This is a genomic window from Micromonospora sp. NPDC023966, assembly GCF_040639095.1.
In the GTDB taxonomy this organism is placed as follows: domain Bacteria; phylum Actinomycetota; class Actinomycetes; order Mycobacteriales; family Micromonosporaceae; genus Micromonospora.
In genome coordinates, this window is sequence record NZ_JBEZZJ010000006.1 from 207,577 (window position 1) to 223,372 (window position 15,796).

Below are 15,796 nucleotides of genomic sequence, written 5' to 3' on the forward strand. Positions count from 1 at the left end.
CATGGGTCCGGCACTGTGTCTTGTCTCCGCGGCGTGCTTCGGCGCAATGGCGATCTTCGGCAAGCTCGCCTACGACGCGGGTGTCTCACCGGCGGCTCTGCTGCTGGTGCGCTTCAGCCTGGCGGCCGCGCTGCTGGGGACGGTCCTGCTCCTGCGGCCGGGCCTACGACGAGCGGAACCGGGTCCACAGCGAGGCGCACCGGCCGGGCTCGGCCGGGTACTGGCCATCGCCATCGCTTTGGGCGCCGTCGGGTACGCGGCTCAGGCGAGCCTGTTCTTCTCGGCCCTGCAACTGATGGACGCCTCGCTGTTGTCCCTGATCCTCTACACCTACCCGGTCCTGGTCACCGTGGCGGCGGTGCTGCTGGGCTGGGACCGGCTGACACCAGGGCGATCCGCCGCGCTGCTGGCCGCGTCGGGCGGGACGCTGCTGGTCCTGCTCGGTGCCGGCGGGCTGAGCTTCCACCCGCTCGGGGCGCTGCTGGCCTTCGGCTCCGCGATCACCTACACCGTCTACATCCTCGTCGCCGACACCGTCGTGCACCGGCTGCCGCCCGTGGTGCTGTCCGCGCTGGTGATGACCGGGGCCGCGGGAACCCTCGGCGCACGCGCCGTGTTCACCGGCGGGGTCGACCTCGGCTTCCGGTCGTCGGGATGGTTCTGGCTGGCCTGCATCGCCTTGGTCTCCACCGTCCTGGCGATGCTCGCCTTCTTCGCCGGCCTGAAACGGACCGGCCCGTCGACCGCCGCCATCATGTCGACCTTCGAACCGGTGGTCACCACCGCACTGGCCGCACTCGCCCTCGGCGAAACCCTGACCCCGGCGCAACTCGTCGGTGGAGTCCTGGTGCTGTCCTCCGTCGCCGTCCTCCAGGTCCGACCGGCCAGGACCGGAAAGCAGGACCAAGGCCGACGGCCCGCCCACCCCGACCGCACCGCGCACGAGGCGCTGGCCCCGGCACGCGACGGACTCGGCGAACCGACGGCAGTGGCGCCGTAGACCGAGGCGTTGGCACGCCGCGGCCGCACACCGCCGCCTGACACTGCTCAACGGGTCGGCCCGCGTACAGACTGGTCCGTCATGATGCGGTGAGCTGCGTAGACACTCGGCGTCGGTGGGTCTTCGCTGGTCGTCACCGGTCCGCGTCTAGCGGCCTGGTGGGCGGCTTGGAGCTGGTCCTCGTCGAGCGGCCGAATCCGGAGGCCGCCAGCAGAGCAGGGCGCCCTCGCTGAAACGCCAGCGAATGCGAGGAATCAGCCATAATCTGCGGCGTGAGGCTGGTGCATGAGGCGTGGAACATCGCTGCGCCACTGGTCGGCCTCGCGGTGGTGATCGGCCTAGCAGTTGATGCTCGCAGGCGTCGGCTGGCGCGAGCCGCTGTGGAAGCATCGGCTTGGCCAGAGGTGCCCAGGGACACAGTGGCGGTCGAGATGCCTCAATTGGGCAAGGGAGTAACGGCCGCAACAGTTGCCCGGATCATGAAGCGCGTGGGCGACCAGGTGCAGGTTGGTGACGTGGCGGCGGAAGTATCGACCGACAAGGTCGATACAGAAATCCCGGCGACCGCCGCTGGCACGGTAGCGGCTGTTTACGTTCGCGAGGGTGATGAGGTTCCGGTCGGATATCCGCTGCTCGCCGTGTGTCCGTCAGCGGTGGCCGAGCAGCAGACCGAGTCCTGAAGCGGTACACCCTCGCGAGGTGGTCCTCGTCGACCAGTAGGGAGCCGGCCGCCCGCCGCCTTGGCCCCTCGCTTGTAAGTACTGGGCGTTTCGTCTGGTGGAGTCCGTCCGCATTCGCGACCTCGGGCGGTTGTCCATGCCGACCCGCTGGCGGCTGTCCTCGTCCCGGCCCGTTGCTGTCGCCGCAGCTGCCGACAACTACCCGTACGCTCCGTCGCCCGCCGTACCGGAACGCCTGATAACCGCTGTAACCGTGGCGGTCTAATGGGGCAGGATCATCGGTCGTGACACTCGTCCTGCCGCCGCGCCTGACGGCCTCGGCTCAGAGCTTGCGCGACGCGGCTCACCGACGCGGTCTACGCAGCGTCCAGCTCCCCACGTTCGAAGTACCCGCCGGGATGCGTGCTGATCACCTTCATGCGGGACCTAGCTTCGCCGATGTCGTCGCCCCGCTGCTCGGGATCGCGCCCCTGGAAGCTGAACCTGGCTGGCTGACCGGGCTTCCCCGTGAACTCACCCGCCGAGAGATCACCCTGGTCCCCATCGGGGAAGCCTACGAACTCCGGCGACCAGCGTTCATCAAGTCGCCCAACGACAAGACCATCCCGGCGATGATCTACACCGATGGATCCCGCCTGCCAGGCCCGGATGCTGTCGACCGCCAGGCTCCAGTGCTCGTCAGCGACATCGTCGACTTCACCGCCGAGTACCGGCTACACCTGCTCGACGGTGCGGTCTACGCAGGCAGCCAGTACGCCGACCATGGCCGATTGCACCTCGGCCCTCCGTCGGTCGACGCGCTAGCCTTCGGCACCGACCTCCTCGCCGGATATGGGCACACGCTGCCCTCCGCCATCGTCGTAGACGTAGGACTGGTCGACGGCTACTGGGCCGTGATCGAGGCAAATGCCGCGTGGGCCAGTGGCGCCTACGTAGCGGACCCAGACCTGGTCCTCGATGTCGTCCTCCGAGCGACCAGCCCAACGGCTTCGGTCAGCACCCGCGACCGACCATTCATCCGGCGGCCTCAGCGACCCGAACTAGCCCCTCAGACCACTTCGGTGTGAAGACGGACATGGGGTGCCAGCGGCTGTCGTTTGTCGCCGTCGCCTGTCCGCTCCTGCAAGACCTTGCCTCCCCAACCACGTCGAATTGTCGGCGGCTGTCATCGCGTTCGCGACCTTTCTGCTGCTTCCTCCTCGTCGCGGCGATGTCATGCACGATCAGCGACGCCCTCGTGCCGAGGTTGCGCCATGTACATCGATGAAAGCAAGCAGACCCCGATGAGAACGTTGGCCAGGTCTTCCGGGATCCAGCCCAGGAGGAAGGCGAAGGTAAAGACCAGGACAGCGGCCGGTTCGACTCTCACTGTCCAGCCCTGTTGCTAATGAGAGTTGCCGGGTCGGTTGCGGCAGACTCGGATCCGGTAGCCGCTGGCGGGTGAGCACTCGCGGTTGCAGGACGCGTTGGCAGTCCTAGTGACAGATCGTGCCCCTGCTGGTGGTCGGGAGACGAGACCGCTGATGGGATGTCGTGCCCGCCCGGTTGGCGTGAGCACTTGTTCATTAGCTCGCGGAATTTCTCCCGGACGCTGCCAGGCAGTTCGCTCGACTGTGGAACTGGCGGGAGGGATGGCGTGCTGTTCGTAGGAGACGACTGGGCTGAGGACCATCATGACGTGGAGGTGCAGGACGAGGCGGGCCGGAGGTTGGGCAGGGCCAGGCTTGAGGAGGGGATCGCCGGGATCGCCCGCCTGCACGGGCTGATCGGAGAGCATCTGGGCGAGGACGATGAGCCGACCCAGGTGGTGATCGGCATAGAAACGGACCGGGGTCCATGGGTGCAGGCGCTGATTGCCGCCGGCTACCAGATCTATGCGATCAACCCGCTGCAGGCGGCCCGCTATCGGGATCGGCACGGGGTGTCGGGGGCCAAGAGCGACGCCGGTGACGCCCACGCCTTGGCCGACATGGTGCGCACCGACCGGCATCAACTGCGCCCGGTCGCCGGCGACACCGCCACGGCAGACGCGGTCAAGGTGGTGACCCGGGCACATCAGACGCTGATCTGGGAACGCACCCGCCACACGTTGCGGCTGCGGCAGACGCTGCGGGAGTTCTTCCCCGCCGCGCTGGCCGCCTTCGACGACCTGGCCGCCGCAGACACCTTGGACCTGCTGGGCAAGGCCCCGCACCCCGCCACGGCGGCTCGGCTGACAACCGCGCAGATCACCGCCGCGCTCAAACGCGCCCGCCGCCGCGATGTGCCTGCCAAGGCTGAGAAGCTGCAGGCCGTGCTACGGGCTAAGCAGCTGGGCCAGCCGCCGGTGGTCACCGCGGCTTACGCCGCCACCGTCCGCGCCCAGGTGGCGATCCTGACCACCCTGCAGACACAGATCAAGGCGATGGAGGAGCAGGTCGAAGCGCATTTTGGGCAGCACCCGGACGCTGAGATCTACCTCAGCCAACCCGGCCTGGGCCGAATCCTCGGCGCCCGGGTGCTAGCCGAATTCGGCGACGACCCCACCCGCTACGCCGACGCCAAAGCCCGCCGCAACTACGCCGGCACCAGCCCCATCACCCGCCAATCCGGGAAGAAGAAGATCGTCCTGGCCCGTTACGTGCACAACGACCGGCTCATCGACGCCCTCGGCCGGCAAGCCTTCGCCGCCCTCATCGCCTCGGCTGGCGCCCGCGCCTACTACGACCAGCAACGCCACCGCGGCATCAGCCACCACGCCGCCCTACGCCAACTCGGCAACCGCCTCGTCGGCATCCTCCACGGCTGCCTCAAAACCGGCACCCTCTACGACGAGACCACCGCCTGGCAACACCGCGAACAGCACGACCAGAAGACCGCTGCTTGACTCCAAAGCTCATGGGATGTCTGTCACCGTTGCTGCGGCCAGTAACAGGGCTGACTGCCGGCTTGTCTCAGTTCAGGCCGGACTACCGAAAGACTCCGTCTCCATCGCGGACGAGACCCCGTTGAGGAACCGCTGTCCTGCGTATGTGGCGAGCACGTGAATCACTTGGTCTTGTGATGCGCGGAGCGAGTCCAGCGGCAGCAGGATGATGGAGGGCCGGCCGTCGACCTTGTTCTGATACTCAGCCACCGTGCCCAAATCGGCGTCCGCCGACGGTACCAACAGCAGCCGCGCCGGGCCGGTACTGTCCAAGTTCCCCTGGTACGGCTCAAGTATCAAAGCGTCAACCGACGCCCACGGTACGGACCGGTCGATGCCTGCCACGCGCAGCCGCAGTCCCGACTCATCCAGCGCAATTGGCGCGGGACGGAAGGTACTGGCAAGACCGGCAAGAGCGCCCAGCACCATGATCAGGCCGACAACAAGCAGAGCTCCCGAGCCTAACGGCACGACTAGGACTCTCAGCTGCCATCCGTTTTGGGCAGCCCCGATGGTGACGAGGCCACCCACGAGGAAGAAGGCCATCCAGAAGAGGTGGGGACGACGGCGGCGAAGCTCCATCGAGACTCCAGAGATCAGGGCAGATACTCCTTGGCCACGGCCGTAGAGCAAGATCACGGTGAAGCTAGCAGTTGCGTTCTTGGATGACAACGGCTCAGGCACATGCGTGCGCCGCCCTACGGCGGGGCCGTCCGCAGACCGGAACCGCCACGAGCAACAGACAGGGAGCACTCGCCATGAACGGGGCCGTCAAGGAGGTACTGCTCTACCGGACGCCGCAGCGGTGGCGCATTTCCGTCCTGGAGACACCCGAAGCCATCGGCTGCGGCGACCTACCGGACACGCCACCCGACGCGCCCATCGAGGTCGCGCAACAGGACCTCATCGACCACCTCCGCCGGCACTGGAACTTCAGCGGCCAGCTGACCTGGCGGGAACAAAGACCGAACTGGTGGGTCGCGACACCCACCACCAACTGAGCCCGAAAATCGTCTGGCCGGACTTGACGCCCAACATCCGATACCAATCCGTCACGGATCAACTGGAGCCCGCCAAGCCCGGCACTGGGCATGCGAGGCCGACCACCGGTCTCACAGCGGAAGGAGATCCTCGGCGAGGGCGTCCGTGATCTGCAGCGCGTCGCTCGAACCGGTCAGGTATGGGAACCCTCCGCGGGGGAAGACCCAGTTGAGGTACTGCACGAACGGCATCGTCGTCTCCGCGACGAACAGCCCGTCGGCATGAGCATCAGGCACCACCATGCCGTACGGACCACCGCCGCTGACGTTGTCCTTGTGGTACCAGTCCGGCGCCAGGTCCAGCTGGAACGGCCCGGGATCGGGATCGTCTGCACTCCGATCGCGCCACTGCTCCCATGCATACTCATAGTGGAAACGCATAGACGAGCGAGAATAGTGCGAGCCCTCGACCTGGATCACCAGCGGATCAGCCGACGCAGACAGCGGCCAGTCCGGGTGTGTACCGACGAGCCAGACATCCCCGACATTACGTACCCACGACAGCAGCGTGAGTGGCACCGGACCGAACCGCTCCTCCAGCCAGGCGGCATACTCGACGGCCGCAGGAGTCGGCGGGATATGCGGTATCCGCGGAGTCTGCTCATCGTCGTTGGCGTGGAACCGATACCCGTCACGAATCAACCGCTCCACGATCACCTCGACGTTATGCCGCGCGCGTCGAGCCATCTCGTCGCAGACGAGCTGCACCTCCTCCAGCGCATCAGGCTCCCGGACCGCATCGCCGAGCTGCGCCAGCTCATCCCACACCTGCCCGCGCTCGCCGGCGCGGTAGCGAACCAGCCAGTCCCCAGCCATGGGCACGATCTTCTCGCATCCCGGCTCCGGACCACGCCCCAGATCGCACCGCCCGCCCAGGCCGCACCACAGCCAGACCTGATCGTCGCCATCGGAGCTACTGGCGCGCCGGAGGCAACCGCGGACCGCCCCGACCACTGAGCAGGGGTGCTTAGCGACCGACAGCACTACCGTCACCGTCACCTAGCAGCCCCTGATCTGGTCGAGGCATGGATCCACGACGAGGACGCGGACGTCGCCAACATCGCAGACGACCTCGCCCGAGAGCCACAAGCTGCCTGTTACGCGTTGGCGCGGATCCTCGACGGCGCCTTGCACCTGTGGGCCCAAGCCGCAAACGTCGAGCGCGAGCGGCATTCGCCTCGCTCCGAGCCAAGGTCGAAGGGCGACCTAGCGGCCGCCCCACACGACGGCTGGTGAAAATCACGATCCAGCTACTTGCGAAAAATAGGAGCGCCAACCTCGCCGGCAGCCGGCTGTAGGGTCTCAGGATCTGCGTGAGGGATCGGTATCAGAACCTGCGTGACACTCCGCCGAGTGCTGGTCGAGATCAGCGTGACGGAACAGCGGTATGGGCTGATCGGCGGTGCAAGCAGTCGACCCACGGCTCAACCGGACGGCGTGACTGAGGACCACACCCCGAACCACTGCTCGGCGCCGTACTTTTCGAACCGCTCCACCTCGGTGAACCCCAGCTTCGTCGCAAGGCGCATCGACCTGTCATTGGCGGTCTGGGTGCAGAGCACCACCGGCTCGCCGGGAAGCGTGCCGGCGAACCAGGCGAGGGCCGCCGCGCATGCCTCGGCGGCGTACCCGCATCCCCATGCCTCCGGCAGGAACAGGTAGCCGAGGTCGACCTTCCCCGACTCCGGACGGACTCGAGCCGGAGGACCTACTTTGCGCCGCTCGAGCGTGACCATGCCGATCATCGCGCCGTCGAGGTCGACCACAAAGAGGCCAGGACGCCGCAACGGCACCTCAGCCGTCTCGCGCTCGAGTTCGTGACGGGGCCGAGCGCCACCGAGATAGGTGCCCACCTCTGGCGAGGCGAACAAGTCGACGAACGCCGCACGGTCCCGGGCCTCGGACTCACGGAGCACGAGCCGCTCGATTCTGATCGGGGCAGGCGGCCAAGCGACGGGTCCCAGGTCTGCCATGCGCGCAGACTAACCGCCTCCTGAGCAGCTTCCCGCCGGACGTGTCACCCGCGTGCCCGAGGCTGACGCATACCGGGTCGTGACCGCGATGGGGTGGAAAACCCCCAGGCGGAGTCGGATGGTTTCCGGCTTCCGACCGCTGACGGCGCTGCCTAGCGTCGATTGTGTGATCGAACTACGTGAGCTGACCAAACGTTATGGCGGCCGGGTCGCCGTCGACGGGCTGAGCGTCCGGGTCCAGCCGGGGGTGGTGACCGGCTTCCTCGGCCCCAACGGATCCGGCAAGTCGACGACGATGCGGATGATCCTCGGCCTGGACACCCCGGACCATGGCCAGGCACTGATCGGCGGCGTCCGGTACCCGGACCTGAACTGGCCGTTGAAGACGGTCGGAGCGCTCCTCGATGCGGGGGCGTTCCATCCCGGCCGCAGCGCCCGTGCGCACCTGGCCGCACTGGCCGCGAGCAACGACATCCCCGGTTCCCGGGTCGAGCAGGTGCTGCGCATCGTCGGTCTGTCCGACGCGGCAACGAGGCGTGCCGGTACGTACTCGCTCGGCATGCGCCAGCGGCTCGGCGTCGCTGTGGCTCTGCTCGGCGACCCGGGCGTCCTCCTGCTCGACGAGCCGGTCAACGGACTGGATCCGGAGGGCATCCGCTGGATCCGGGACCTGCTGCGCGGACTCGCCGCCGAAGGCCGGACGGTGTTCGTGTCCAGCCACCTCATCGCCGAGATGGCGCTGACCGCGGACCGGCTGGTGGTGATCGGCCGTGGCCGGCTGCTGGCCGAGACGACCGTCGCCGAACTCGCCGCCGGTTACGACAACCTGGAGGACGCGTTCTTCCGGCTCACCTCGCAGGCCACCGACTATCGCAGTATGGGAGCGTCATGAACGGCTACGGATTCCGGCACGCGGCCCGGATGGAGCGGATCAAGCTGCGCAGCGTCCGGTCGACGTGGTGGCTGGGGATCGCGGCGGTGGTCTCGATGGCCGGGGCCGGGGCCGGGGTGGGACTCGGCTACCGATCGCACACCCCGGTCGCCACCGCCGCCCAGATCCTGAACAACAGCCTCGGCGGCGCCATTCTGGCCCAGCTGCTCCTCGGAGCGCTCGGCGTCCTGATGGTGACCGGCGAATACGGCACCGCGATGATCCGCTCGACGTTGGCCGCCGTCCCGCGGCGTCGGACCGTCCTGGCCGCGAAGGTCGCCGTGTGCGGCGGCACAGCTCTCACCGTCGGCCTGGTCGCGAGCTTCGCCGGCTATCTGAGCGGGCAGCTCGCGATCCGCGGCACCCCCATCCCGGCCGCCTCCCTCGGGGACCCGGCGATCCTGCGCGCGGTCCTGCTGACCGGCGTATATCTGGGCGCCATCGCGCTGATCGGGGTCGGCATCGGGACGATCGTGCGGCACTCGGGCGCCGCGATCGGCACCCTGTTCGGTCTGATGTTCGTCCCGATGATCGTGGCCGGCCTGTTCGGCGAGAGCGGAATCGCCGTCGGCCGCTTCGTCCCGCTGCTCATGCTGCTCAACTCGATCGCGGTGACCTCGCCCGTACCCGGGCTGTTCGCAGGCTGGATCAGCGTGCTGCTGATGTGCGGATACGCGGCGGTGGCGATTCTGTGCGGCGCAGTGCTGCTCCGCTATCGCGACGCGTGACCGGCGACAATGGGCTGATGACCGCGCTGCGCGCTCCGTTCACCACACTGGCCCTGCGCCGGGCGGTGTTCTGCCTCGCCGGCGTGGTCAGTGCGGCCGCGATCCTGAGCGCACCGGCGATCCCGCTGGCCCTGGGAGCCCTCGTCCTCTGGGCGACCGGAGCCATGTCCCAGGAGCCCGCACCTACCGTCGCGCCGCTGTTCCTGGTCCTGCTTCCGCTCACCGTCGCGCTCCTGGTCGTGCTGGCCGCCCCGATCGGGCGCGCGATGGGAGCCGTGCACCGCTCACTCGCCGACCGTCTGCTCGACGTGCACGTGGACGCCGCGCCGCCCCGGCTCTCGAGGCGGATCAGCGCCGTGGTCTCCGACGCATCAGGCTGGCGCGCCGTCGGGTACGGCCTGCTCAAGGTGCCACTGGCCATCCCCGAGGGCTACGGCGCGTTCTGCTACGTGTTCGGCCTGGTCAACCTCAGCTACCCGGTGTGGTGGCCGCTGTTCCGCAACCACCCGGCCGGAACGAGCCTCGGACCGGTGTGGGCGCTGACGCCGTTCGGCGCCATCGGTGCGCGGACGTTCGCCGGAGCGTTCCTCATCGCCGCGGCCGGCCTCGCCATGCTGCTGGTCGCACCGTGGTTGATGCGAGCCGGTACGGCACTGGACGTTGCCGCGATGCGACGGCTGCTCGGTCCGCGTCGGCTCGCCGAGCGGGTACGCGAACTGCAGGTCACCCGGGCCCAGGCGATCGACGACGCGGCCGCGATGATGCGCAGGCTGGAACGGGACCTGCACGACGGCGCGCAGATCCGGCTGGCCACGCTGGCCATGAACCTCGGCATGGCGACCGAGAAGCTCGGTGCCGACGGTCCGCCACCCGACCTCGCACAGGCCCGCGAACTGGTCGCGCTCGCCCACCGCGGAGCGAAGGACGCCCTCGCCGACCTGCGCGACCTGGTGCGCGGGATCCACCCGCCGGTCCTCGACAACGGTCTCGGCGACGCGCTGGCGACGCTCGCGACGAGCAGCGCCATCCCGGTCGGGGTGCACGTCGAGCTGCCCGACCGCCCGGCGCCCGCGATCGAGACCATCGCCTACTTCTGCGCCTCCGAGCTGCTCGCGAACGCGGCCAAACACAGCCGGGCGACGCGTATCGGGCTCAGCGTCGTCCGATCCGGCGAGCGCCTGACGTTGACCGCCGAGGACGACGGCATCGGCGGGGCGAACCCGGACGGCCCCGGCCTGTCCGGCCTGGCCCGCCGCATCGCCGTCGTGGACGGCCGAATGCGCGTACACAGTCCGACCGGCGGTCCGACCCGGGTCGAGGTCGAGCTGCCCACACACGTGTGAACGGAGGCGACGACATGCGGGTGGTGATCGCGGAGGATGCCGCGATGATGCGCGAAGGGCTGGTCCGGCTGCTCACCGACCGCGGATTCGAGGTGTGCGCAGCGGTAGCCGACGCGGATGCGTTGCGGTCCGCGATTGCCGCCGTCGTACCGGATGTAGCCATCATCGACATCCGGATGCCACCTACGCACACCGACGAGGGACTGCGCGCCGCGATCGACATCCGACGCGACCATCCCGACGTCGGTGTGCTGGTGTTCTCCCAGTACGTGGAGACCCGGTACGCGACCCGCCTGCTCGCCGATCGGCCGACCGGCGTCGGATATCTGCTCAAGGACCGCGTCGCCGACGTCGCCGATTTTGTGGACGCGCTGACCCGGGTGGCATCCGGTGGCACCGCACTGGATCCGGAGGTGGTCGGCCACCTGATGCGGGCCGGGCGGGACACGGCCGGCGTGGCGTCGCTGACCCCCCGGGAGCGTGAGGTGCTTTCGCTGATGGCCGAGGGACGATCCAACGCCGGGATCGCGGCGGCTCTTGTCATCACCCCTGGAGTCGTGGAGAAGCACGTGGCGAACATCTTCGCGAAACTCGGTCTGCCGTCCTCGGACAGCGACAACCGCCGGGTCCTGGCCGTCCTCCGCCACGTCAGCGGCTAACAGCCTTCGATCATGCCGCCCTGCCTTGACGTGTATGTATGGGTCCCCGGCTGCGAGCCGGATGTGTTCAGGGCCTTTGTCGACCGGTACGTCGCCGTCGATGATCCCGGCGACGAGCGGCTGCACCCGTTTCTGCGGACCTACGTCACGGGATCGCCCCACAGTGGGGATGCCGAAGCCCTCCGGGGCCTCAGCCGAAGTGCAAACGCTGGCAGCGGCTTCTCGCTCTACGTCCGAGCTCGCGACCACTACCAGGCCATCATCACGGTCACCAGTGAAGGCGCCACCGTGCTGGGCCTCAGCCTGGACGACCTCGACAACTCCGCCCAGACGCTGGAGCAGGCGGCCGAACTCATCGGCCGTCTCCGGCAGGAGTTCTCGTCCCCTGCCGGTGTCGCGGGTATCGAACTCCCGCCAGCTCAATCCCGAGAGGAGTGGAACGACGACGGCCTGGTGCAACTCCGCATCGGAGATCTGCCCGAGGACGTGGGGTAGGCAGTGCGAAAGACCCCCGTCGGGGGGATGCGGATTCAAACGCTCGGCTGCTGTCAGCCCCTAGCCGCCAGCATCGACAAGCAGGTGCCGGCGGCCGTCGTTTGATGTTCCGGATCGATCCGCATGCGCCATCGCAGGTCACTCACACATGGATGCCACGATGATGATCTACGCACACAATGGGATCTTGCTGTTCAGGTGCGCTGTGCCCCGAGCCCGAGATGCTGCTGTCACCGGCTGCACTCGCTGGTCCCCAATTGCCGGGGTGGCCAACTAAGATCCGGTAACCACACCGGGAGGGGTCAGATGGAGACCTGGCGTGTCGTGGCGGCTGTCGTCATCGGCCCGGCTGTGAGCCTCGTAGGCGTCGCCCTGGCCACCAACTTTCACGGGGTGACGGAGTCGCACGTGCGGCGATCGATGTCCACCGCGAGCGTGCTACGGCGGGCCCCGCCATGGCGCTGGCTACCCGACGTCCCGCACGAGGCGCGTCTAGCGCGCTTCATCCTGCTGGAACGGGTGATGGGCGTAGCTTTCGCAGTCGCCGGCGTCATGATCTTAGTAACTGTCGGCTACAGCGCCTTGACCGGTCAGCCGATGCATAGGGTGAAGTAGGCAGCTCCGTCTCAGCCGCCGACCCGTCCTCCCGGGGTGCGGGCCGCCGCCCGGCCCGCCACGTCAAGCGGGCCTTGACGGCTCATACGGGCGCTGCCGGAGCAGCCTGAGTCGCTCTCGTGTCACGGACCGCGCCCCCGGCGGACACCGCCACGGGTGGCGCAGTTGGCCCAACCTCGCCCGGCACGGACCCGGCTCCCGGGGCCGGAGCCGGCTACCGGCTCGCCGGCTGTCGTACTCCGCTTGATCCGTGACGGGTTGGCGTCACATGATGCGTGACACTCGGCCGAGTGCTGGTGGAGGCGACCGCGGTTTCCTGCTGGAAGCGGAGGAGCGACATGGATTTCGCACTACCGGACAATCGGGTTCTGGGTTGGGCGGAGTACGGCGATTCGGCCGGGGTGCCCGTGGTGTACCTGCATGGCACGCCAGGTTCTCGGCTCAGCCGCCCGGACGACGCGGCGTTGGTGGGCGTTCGCCTGATGACGGTGGACCGGCCTGGATACGGTCGGTCGACACCTGTCCGGCGGCCAACGCTGCTCGGCGTCGCCGATGCGGTCGGTGCGCTGATGGCATCTCTGGGAATCGAGCGTTTCGGAGTGGTCGGATTCTCCGGTGGCGCACCGTACGCTGTGGCCTGTGGTGCCCGGTTCCCGCATCGCCTTACCGGCGTCGTCGCCGCCGGTTTCACCGGCCCGTACCGGGAGTTGCGGACGGTACGGGGCTGGCAGCGGCTTCAAGCGTGGACGGTTTGCAACATCCCGGGACTCGGCCGCCCCTACGTGACTCGCGCTGCCGCCTGGTACGCGGAAGACCCCCTCAAACAGCACCGAGAACTGCTTGCGACTGGCCAGGACACCTGGATGCAGCCAAGTGAGGAGTCCAACCTCGAAGGCGCCCGCCAAGGCGCCGCCGGCCTGGTCAGCGACTGGCTGGCCACAGACATTCGTCCGTGGGGATTCCACCTTCGAGACGTACCCTGCCGCGTCCTCATTTGGGCTGGTCGACACGACCCCGGCAGAGCTGTTGCCGACGCGCCACTAATCGCCGGACGGATGCCCGACGCTAAGGTCCGCATCGGTGAGAACGCCGCTCACACACCGTCTCCTGCCCACTGGCGGGAGATGCTGACGTGGGTCAAGGGTGGCTAGGACCCGGCAGGCAGGGCGTGCGATAGGGCCGGCACCCCGCCAAGCGATGAACGAACTCGCGTCCGGCTACACCGAATCAGGAGCCTGACACCAGCGAGATCGTCGAGCCGGAGCTGTCACGGATCAAGTGGAGCTAGACACGCCGGCTGCCGGCCGGTGTCCTATCACGGGACATGCTTGACACTCACGTCCCACCTGATGGCCGACATGATCCTCAGAGGACGCCGCGGGCGCCTTCACGGTCCGCGACACGGGCGCGCATCGCGGCATGGCCGAACCGTCGGCGATAGGCCGTCACGCCCGTAGCGATCGGATCGCGGCAGATTTGGGCGTCTGGGCGTCCCCTATGGCTGGAGCGAGCTTGTCCTATCCCTCTGCTCTACTCCCGTCATGCATGTCGTCGTCACAGGCGCACTCGTTGAAAACGGCGCGGTCCTGCTAGTACACCGCAGGCCGACCAAACGGGCATACCCAGATGTCTGGGATCTGCCCGGGGGGCAAGTCGAAGCGGGTGAGTCGGAACTACAAGCCCTCGCGCGTGAGATGCACGAGGAGCTCGGTGTTCACATTGTGGCGGAGTCCGTATCACGGTTGGGCGTCTTGCATGCCGGCAGTGGTGAGGACGCCGTGCACGTGGGCGTCTGGCAAATTGGAGACTGGGTTGGCTCTCCGACCAACCGCGCGCCCGACGAGCATGACGACATCGCATGGGTCGGGATCAGCGAGCTGGGCGGCCTTCCCCTCGTGCATGGCGTCCTGGCGGCAATGGTTCGTTCTCTGCCTGAGTTCGAGTGCGCCCGCAGGCACTCAGATGTCACCGACCGTAACCAGGACGACCGAGGAACCAAGGCCGACTGTCGTGGATGTGCTGGGACGGATTCGTCAAGCATCAGGTGGGATTAGACACGCCGGCAGCCGGCCGGCTCGTACGCCTGTTCGACCAGATTGTTGCCGGTGGAGGCGGAATGGCCGAACAGTCGGAGGCCCTGCGGGAGCTGGGTGAGGCGTTCGATCCGAGCAACTGATGTCAGGCTTGGATGTCAGGCACTCCGCCCGCCCCGGCAAGTTGCTCGGGCGCGGGCGGATTCGCCTGTTCACCTGGTGGTGGGCGCGGCAGGTTTCGAACCTGCGACCCCTCGCTTGTAAGGCGAGTGCTCTCCCACTGAGCTACGCGCCCGGAACGCCCGTACGGCGGGCCGGAGGGGCAAGCTTACCTGCCGTCCTCCGACCCGGTCGAACGACGTGCCCGGGTGGATCAGGCGGCGACGGTCTCGGCGAGGGCCTTGCGCCAGCCCTGCTGGTCCCGCGCCTCGCCGGGCATGTTCATCTCGGCGAAGCGGACCACGCCGGCCCGGTCGATGACGAAGGTGCCCCGGTTGGCGATGCCCGCGACGTCGTTGAAGACGCCGTACGCCTGGGCCACCGCGCCGTGCGGCCAGAAGTCGGCGAGCAGCGGGAACTGGTAGCCCTCCCGGTCGGCCCAGATCTTGTGCGCGTAGACCGAGTCGACGCTGACCGTCAGCACCTGGACGTCGTCGTTGACGTACTCGTTGAGGTTGTCCCGCACCTCGCACAGCTCGCCCTGGCAGATGCCGGTGAAGGCGAGCGGGTAGAAGACCAGCAGCACGGTGCGCCGGCCACGGAAGTCGGAGAGCCGGACCTCCTGGTTGTTCTGGTCCTTGAGCACGAAGTCCGGCGCCTCGGCGCCAACCTCGATGGGCATGGGAACTCCTCGGATCGGGTCTGGAGATGATCAGCCTGCCACACCCGGCGGCGCCGGCCGCCGGGCGCGACGCCGCCCTACTTCTTGCCCTTGGATCCGCGCCGGAGCACGAGGCGGGCGCCGCTCCAGTCGCGGCCCGCGTTGATGGTGGAGGTCTGCTGGAGGCCGGCGGTCTGCGCGCTCTCCGCGACCTCGCTCGGCTCGACGTGACCGTCCCGGCCGGCCTTGGGCGTCAGGAGCCAGACCACGCCGTTGTCGGCGAGCGGTCCGAGGGCGTCGACGAGGAGCTCGAAGAGGTCGCCGTCGCCGTCGCGGTACCAGACGAGAACCGCGTCGACCACCTCGTCGGTGTCCTCGTCGACCAGTTCTCCACTGCGGTCGGTCAGGGCGTCCCGGAGATCCTGGTCGACGTCGTCGTCGTAGCCCATCTCCATGACGACCATCCCCGGCTCGATCCCGAACCGGTCCGCCAGGCTGCGTACCCCGTCGGCGGCCTGACCAGCGGTCGCGCTCAATGTCGCGTGCCTCCTCATCTCATCCCTGCTCGTGACGT

17 protein-coding genes and 1 tRNA gene are annotated in these 15,796 nt (G+C 68.1%); 12 read left to right on the plus strand and 6 right to left on the minus strand.

Annotated features, from left to right (window positions below):
* The first annotated feature begins 1 nt into the window (after window position 1).
* The 4 genes from AB0F68_RS12530 (at window position 2) to AB0F68_RS12545 (ending at window position 4,546) form a co-directional block, all read left to right on the plus strand.
* Entirely contained in the window at window positions 2-1,000 is a 999-nt protein-coding gene (locus tag AB0F68_RS12530; protein ID WP_357335842.1) for a DMT family transporter, read from the plus strand.
* Window positions 1,001-1,272: 272 nt separating this feature from the next.
* Window positions 1,273-1,680: a biotin/lipoyl-containing protein gene (locus AB0F68_RS12535; protein WP_357335846.1), complete on the plus strand. Its 408-nt coding sequence runs from the start codon at window positions 1,273-1,275 to the stop codon at window positions 1,678-1,680.
* 284 nt (window positions 1,681-1,964) lie between these two features.
* Window positions 1,965-2,747, plus strand: coding sequence for an ATP-grasp domain-containing protein (locus AB0F68_RS12540; protein ID WP_357335848.1), 783 nt, complete (start codon window positions 1,965-1,967; stop codon window positions 2,745-2,747).
* A 569-nt stretch (window positions 2,748-3,316) separates the two neighbouring features.
* Window positions 3,317-4,546: an IS110 family transposase gene (locus AB0F68_RS12545; RefSeq protein WP_357335851.1), complete on the plus strand. Its 1,230-nt coding sequence runs from the start codon at window positions 3,317-3,319 to the stop codon at window positions 4,544-4,546.
* Between the two features lie 72 nt (window positions 4,547-4,618).
* Here AB0F68_RS12545 and AB0F68_RS12550 read toward each other — a convergent pair whose 3' ends face one another.
* Entirely contained in the window at window positions 4,619-5,131 is a 513-nt protein-coding gene (locus AB0F68_RS12550; protein ID WP_357335853.1) for a hypothetical protein, read from the minus strand.
* 212 nt (window positions 5,132-5,343) lie between these two features.
* On the opposite strand from AB0F68_RS12550, the gene AB0F68_RS12555 reads away from it, so the two are divergent.
* Window positions 5,344-5,586 (plus strand): hypothetical protein, encoded by a 243-nt coding sequence (locus tag AB0F68_RS12555; protein WP_357335856.1) that lies wholly within the window; start codon window positions 5,344-5,346, stop codon window positions 5,584-5,586.
* A 111-nt stretch (window positions 5,587-5,697) separates the two neighbouring features.
* Here the strand turns inward: AB0F68_RS12555 and AB0F68_RS12560 are convergent, their stop codons facing one another.
* A complete protein-coding gene (locus AB0F68_RS12560; RefSeq protein WP_357335859.1) occupies window positions 5,698-6,624 on the minus strand; it encodes a hypothetical protein in 927 nt (308 codons plus the stop codon).
* Between the two features lie 425 nt (window positions 6,625-7,049).
* On the minus strand, window positions 7,050-7,598 hold the full coding sequence (locus AB0F68_RS12565; RefSeq protein ID WP_357335861.1) for a GNAT family N-acetyltransferase: 549 nt from the start codon (window positions 7,596-7,598) through the stop codon (window positions 7,050-7,052).
* A 166-nt stretch (window positions 7,599-7,764) separates the two neighbouring features.
* Here AB0F68_RS12565 and AB0F68_RS12570 point away from each other — a divergent pair, with 166 nt between their 5' ends.
* The 7 genes from AB0F68_RS12570 to AB0F68_RS12600 all read left to right on the plus strand — a co-directional run bounded on the left by AB0F68_RS12570 (window position 7,765) and on the right by AB0F68_RS12600 (window position 14,423).
* Window positions 7,765-8,490 (plus strand): ATP-binding cassette domain-containing protein, encoded by a 726-nt coding sequence (locus tag AB0F68_RS12570; protein WP_357335863.1) that lies wholly within the window; start codon window positions 7,765-7,767, stop codon window positions 8,488-8,490.
* Complete coding sequence (locus tag AB0F68_RS12575) at window positions 8,487-9,257, plus strand: ABC transporter permease (RefSeq protein WP_357335866.1); 771 nt, start codon at window positions 8,487-8,489, stop codon at window positions 9,255-9,257. The genes AB0F68_RS12570 and AB0F68_RS12575 overlap by 4 nt, the downstream gene beginning before the upstream one ends.
* Before the next feature lie 17 nt (window positions 9,258-9,274).
* Window positions 9,275-10,600, plus strand: a complete 1,326-nt coding sequence (locus AB0F68_RS12580) for a sensor domain-containing protein (RefSeq protein WP_357335868.1) — start codon at window positions 9,275-9,277, stop codon at window positions 10,598-10,600.
* Window positions 10,601-10,614: 14 nt separating this feature from the next.
* Complete coding sequence (locus AB0F68_RS12585) at window positions 10,615-11,259, plus strand: response regulator transcription factor (RefSeq protein WP_357335870.1); 645 nt, start codon at window positions 10,615-10,617, stop codon at window positions 11,257-11,259.
* Window positions 11,260-11,271: 12 nt separating this feature from the next.
* On the plus strand, window positions 11,272-11,754 hold the full coding sequence (locus tag AB0F68_RS12590) for a hypothetical protein (RefSeq protein WP_357335872.1): 483 nt from the start codon (window positions 11,272-11,274) through the stop codon (window positions 11,752-11,754).
* Window positions 11,755-12,659: 905 nt separating this feature from the next.
* The gene (locus tag AB0F68_RS12595) at window positions 12,660-13,520 is read left to right on the plus strand and encodes an alpha/beta hydrolase (protein ID WP_357335874.1); all 861 of its coding nucleotides are present in this window, start codon (window positions 12,660-12,662) and stop codon (window positions 13,518-13,520) included.
* A gap of 390 nt (window positions 13,521-13,910) precedes the next feature.
* Entirely contained in the window at window positions 13,911-14,423 is a 513-nt protein-coding gene (locus AB0F68_RS12600; protein ID WP_357335876.1) for an NUDIX domain-containing protein, read from the plus strand.
* 199 nt (window positions 14,424-14,622) lie between these two features.
* Here the strand turns inward: AB0F68_RS12600 and AB0F68_RS12605 are convergent.
* The 3 genes from AB0F68_RS12605 to AB0F68_RS12615 form a co-directional block, all read right to left on the minus strand.
* Window positions 14,623-14,697: transfer RNA gene (locus tag AB0F68_RS12605), tRNA-Val, on the minus strand.
* A 78-nt stretch (window positions 14,698-14,775) separates the two neighbouring features.
* Window positions 14,776-15,243, minus strand: a complete 468-nt coding sequence (locus AB0F68_RS12610; protein WP_357335878.1) for a peroxiredoxin — start codon at window positions 15,241-15,243, stop codon at window positions 14,776-14,778.
* A gap of 77 nt (window positions 15,244-15,320) precedes the next feature.
* Complete coding sequence (locus AB0F68_RS12615; RefSeq protein ID WP_357335880.1) at window positions 15,321-15,758, minus strand: DUF3052 domain-containing protein; 438 nt, start codon at window positions 15,756-15,758, stop codon at window positions 15,321-15,323.
* Window positions 15,759-15,796: the final 38 nt, after the last annotated feature.

Excerpts from the sequence above, each read along its gene's own strand:
- AB0F68_RS12530 (WP_357335842.1), top strand. The coding sequence starts at position 2 with ATGGGTCCGGCACTGTGTCTTGTCTCCGCGGCGTGCTTCGGCGCAATG.
- AB0F68_RS12550 (WP_357335853.1), bottom strand. The coding sequence starts at position 5,131 with ATGGCCTTCTTCCTCGTGGGTGGCCTCGTCACCATCGGGGCTGCCCAA.
- AB0F68_RS12555 (WP_357335856.1), top strand. The coding sequence starts at position 5,344 with ATGAACGGGGCCGTCAAGGAGGTACTGCTCTACCGGACGCCGCAGCGG.
- AB0F68_RS12565 (WP_357335861.1), bottom strand. The coding sequence starts at position 7,598 with ATGGCAGACCTGGGACCCGTCGCTTGGCCGCCTGCCCCGATCAGAATC.
- AB0F68_RS12575 (WP_357335866.1), top strand. The coding sequence starts at position 8,487 with ATGAACGGCTACGGATTCCGGCACGCGGCCCGGATGGAGCGGATCAAG.
- AB0F68_RS12580 (WP_357335868.1), top strand. The coding sequence starts at position 9,275 with ATGACCGCGCTGCGCGCTCCGTTCACCACACTGGCCCTGCGCCGGGCG.
- AB0F68_RS12585 (WP_357335870.1), top strand. The coding sequence starts at position 10,615 with ATGCGGGTGGTGATCGCGGAGGATGCCGCGATGATGCGCGAAGGGCTG.
- AB0F68_RS12590 (WP_357335872.1), top strand. The coding sequence starts at position 11,272 with ATGCCGCCCTGCCTTGACGTGTATGTATGGGTCCCCGGCTGCGAGCCG.
- AB0F68_RS12600 (WP_357335876.1), top strand. The coding sequence starts at position 13,911 with ATGCATGTCGTCGTCACAGGCGCACTCGTTGAAAACGGCGCGGTCCTG.
- AB0F68_RS12610 (WP_357335878.1), bottom strand. The coding sequence starts at position 15,243 with ATGCCCATCGAGGTTGGCGCCGAGGCGCCGGACTTCGTGCTCAAGGAC.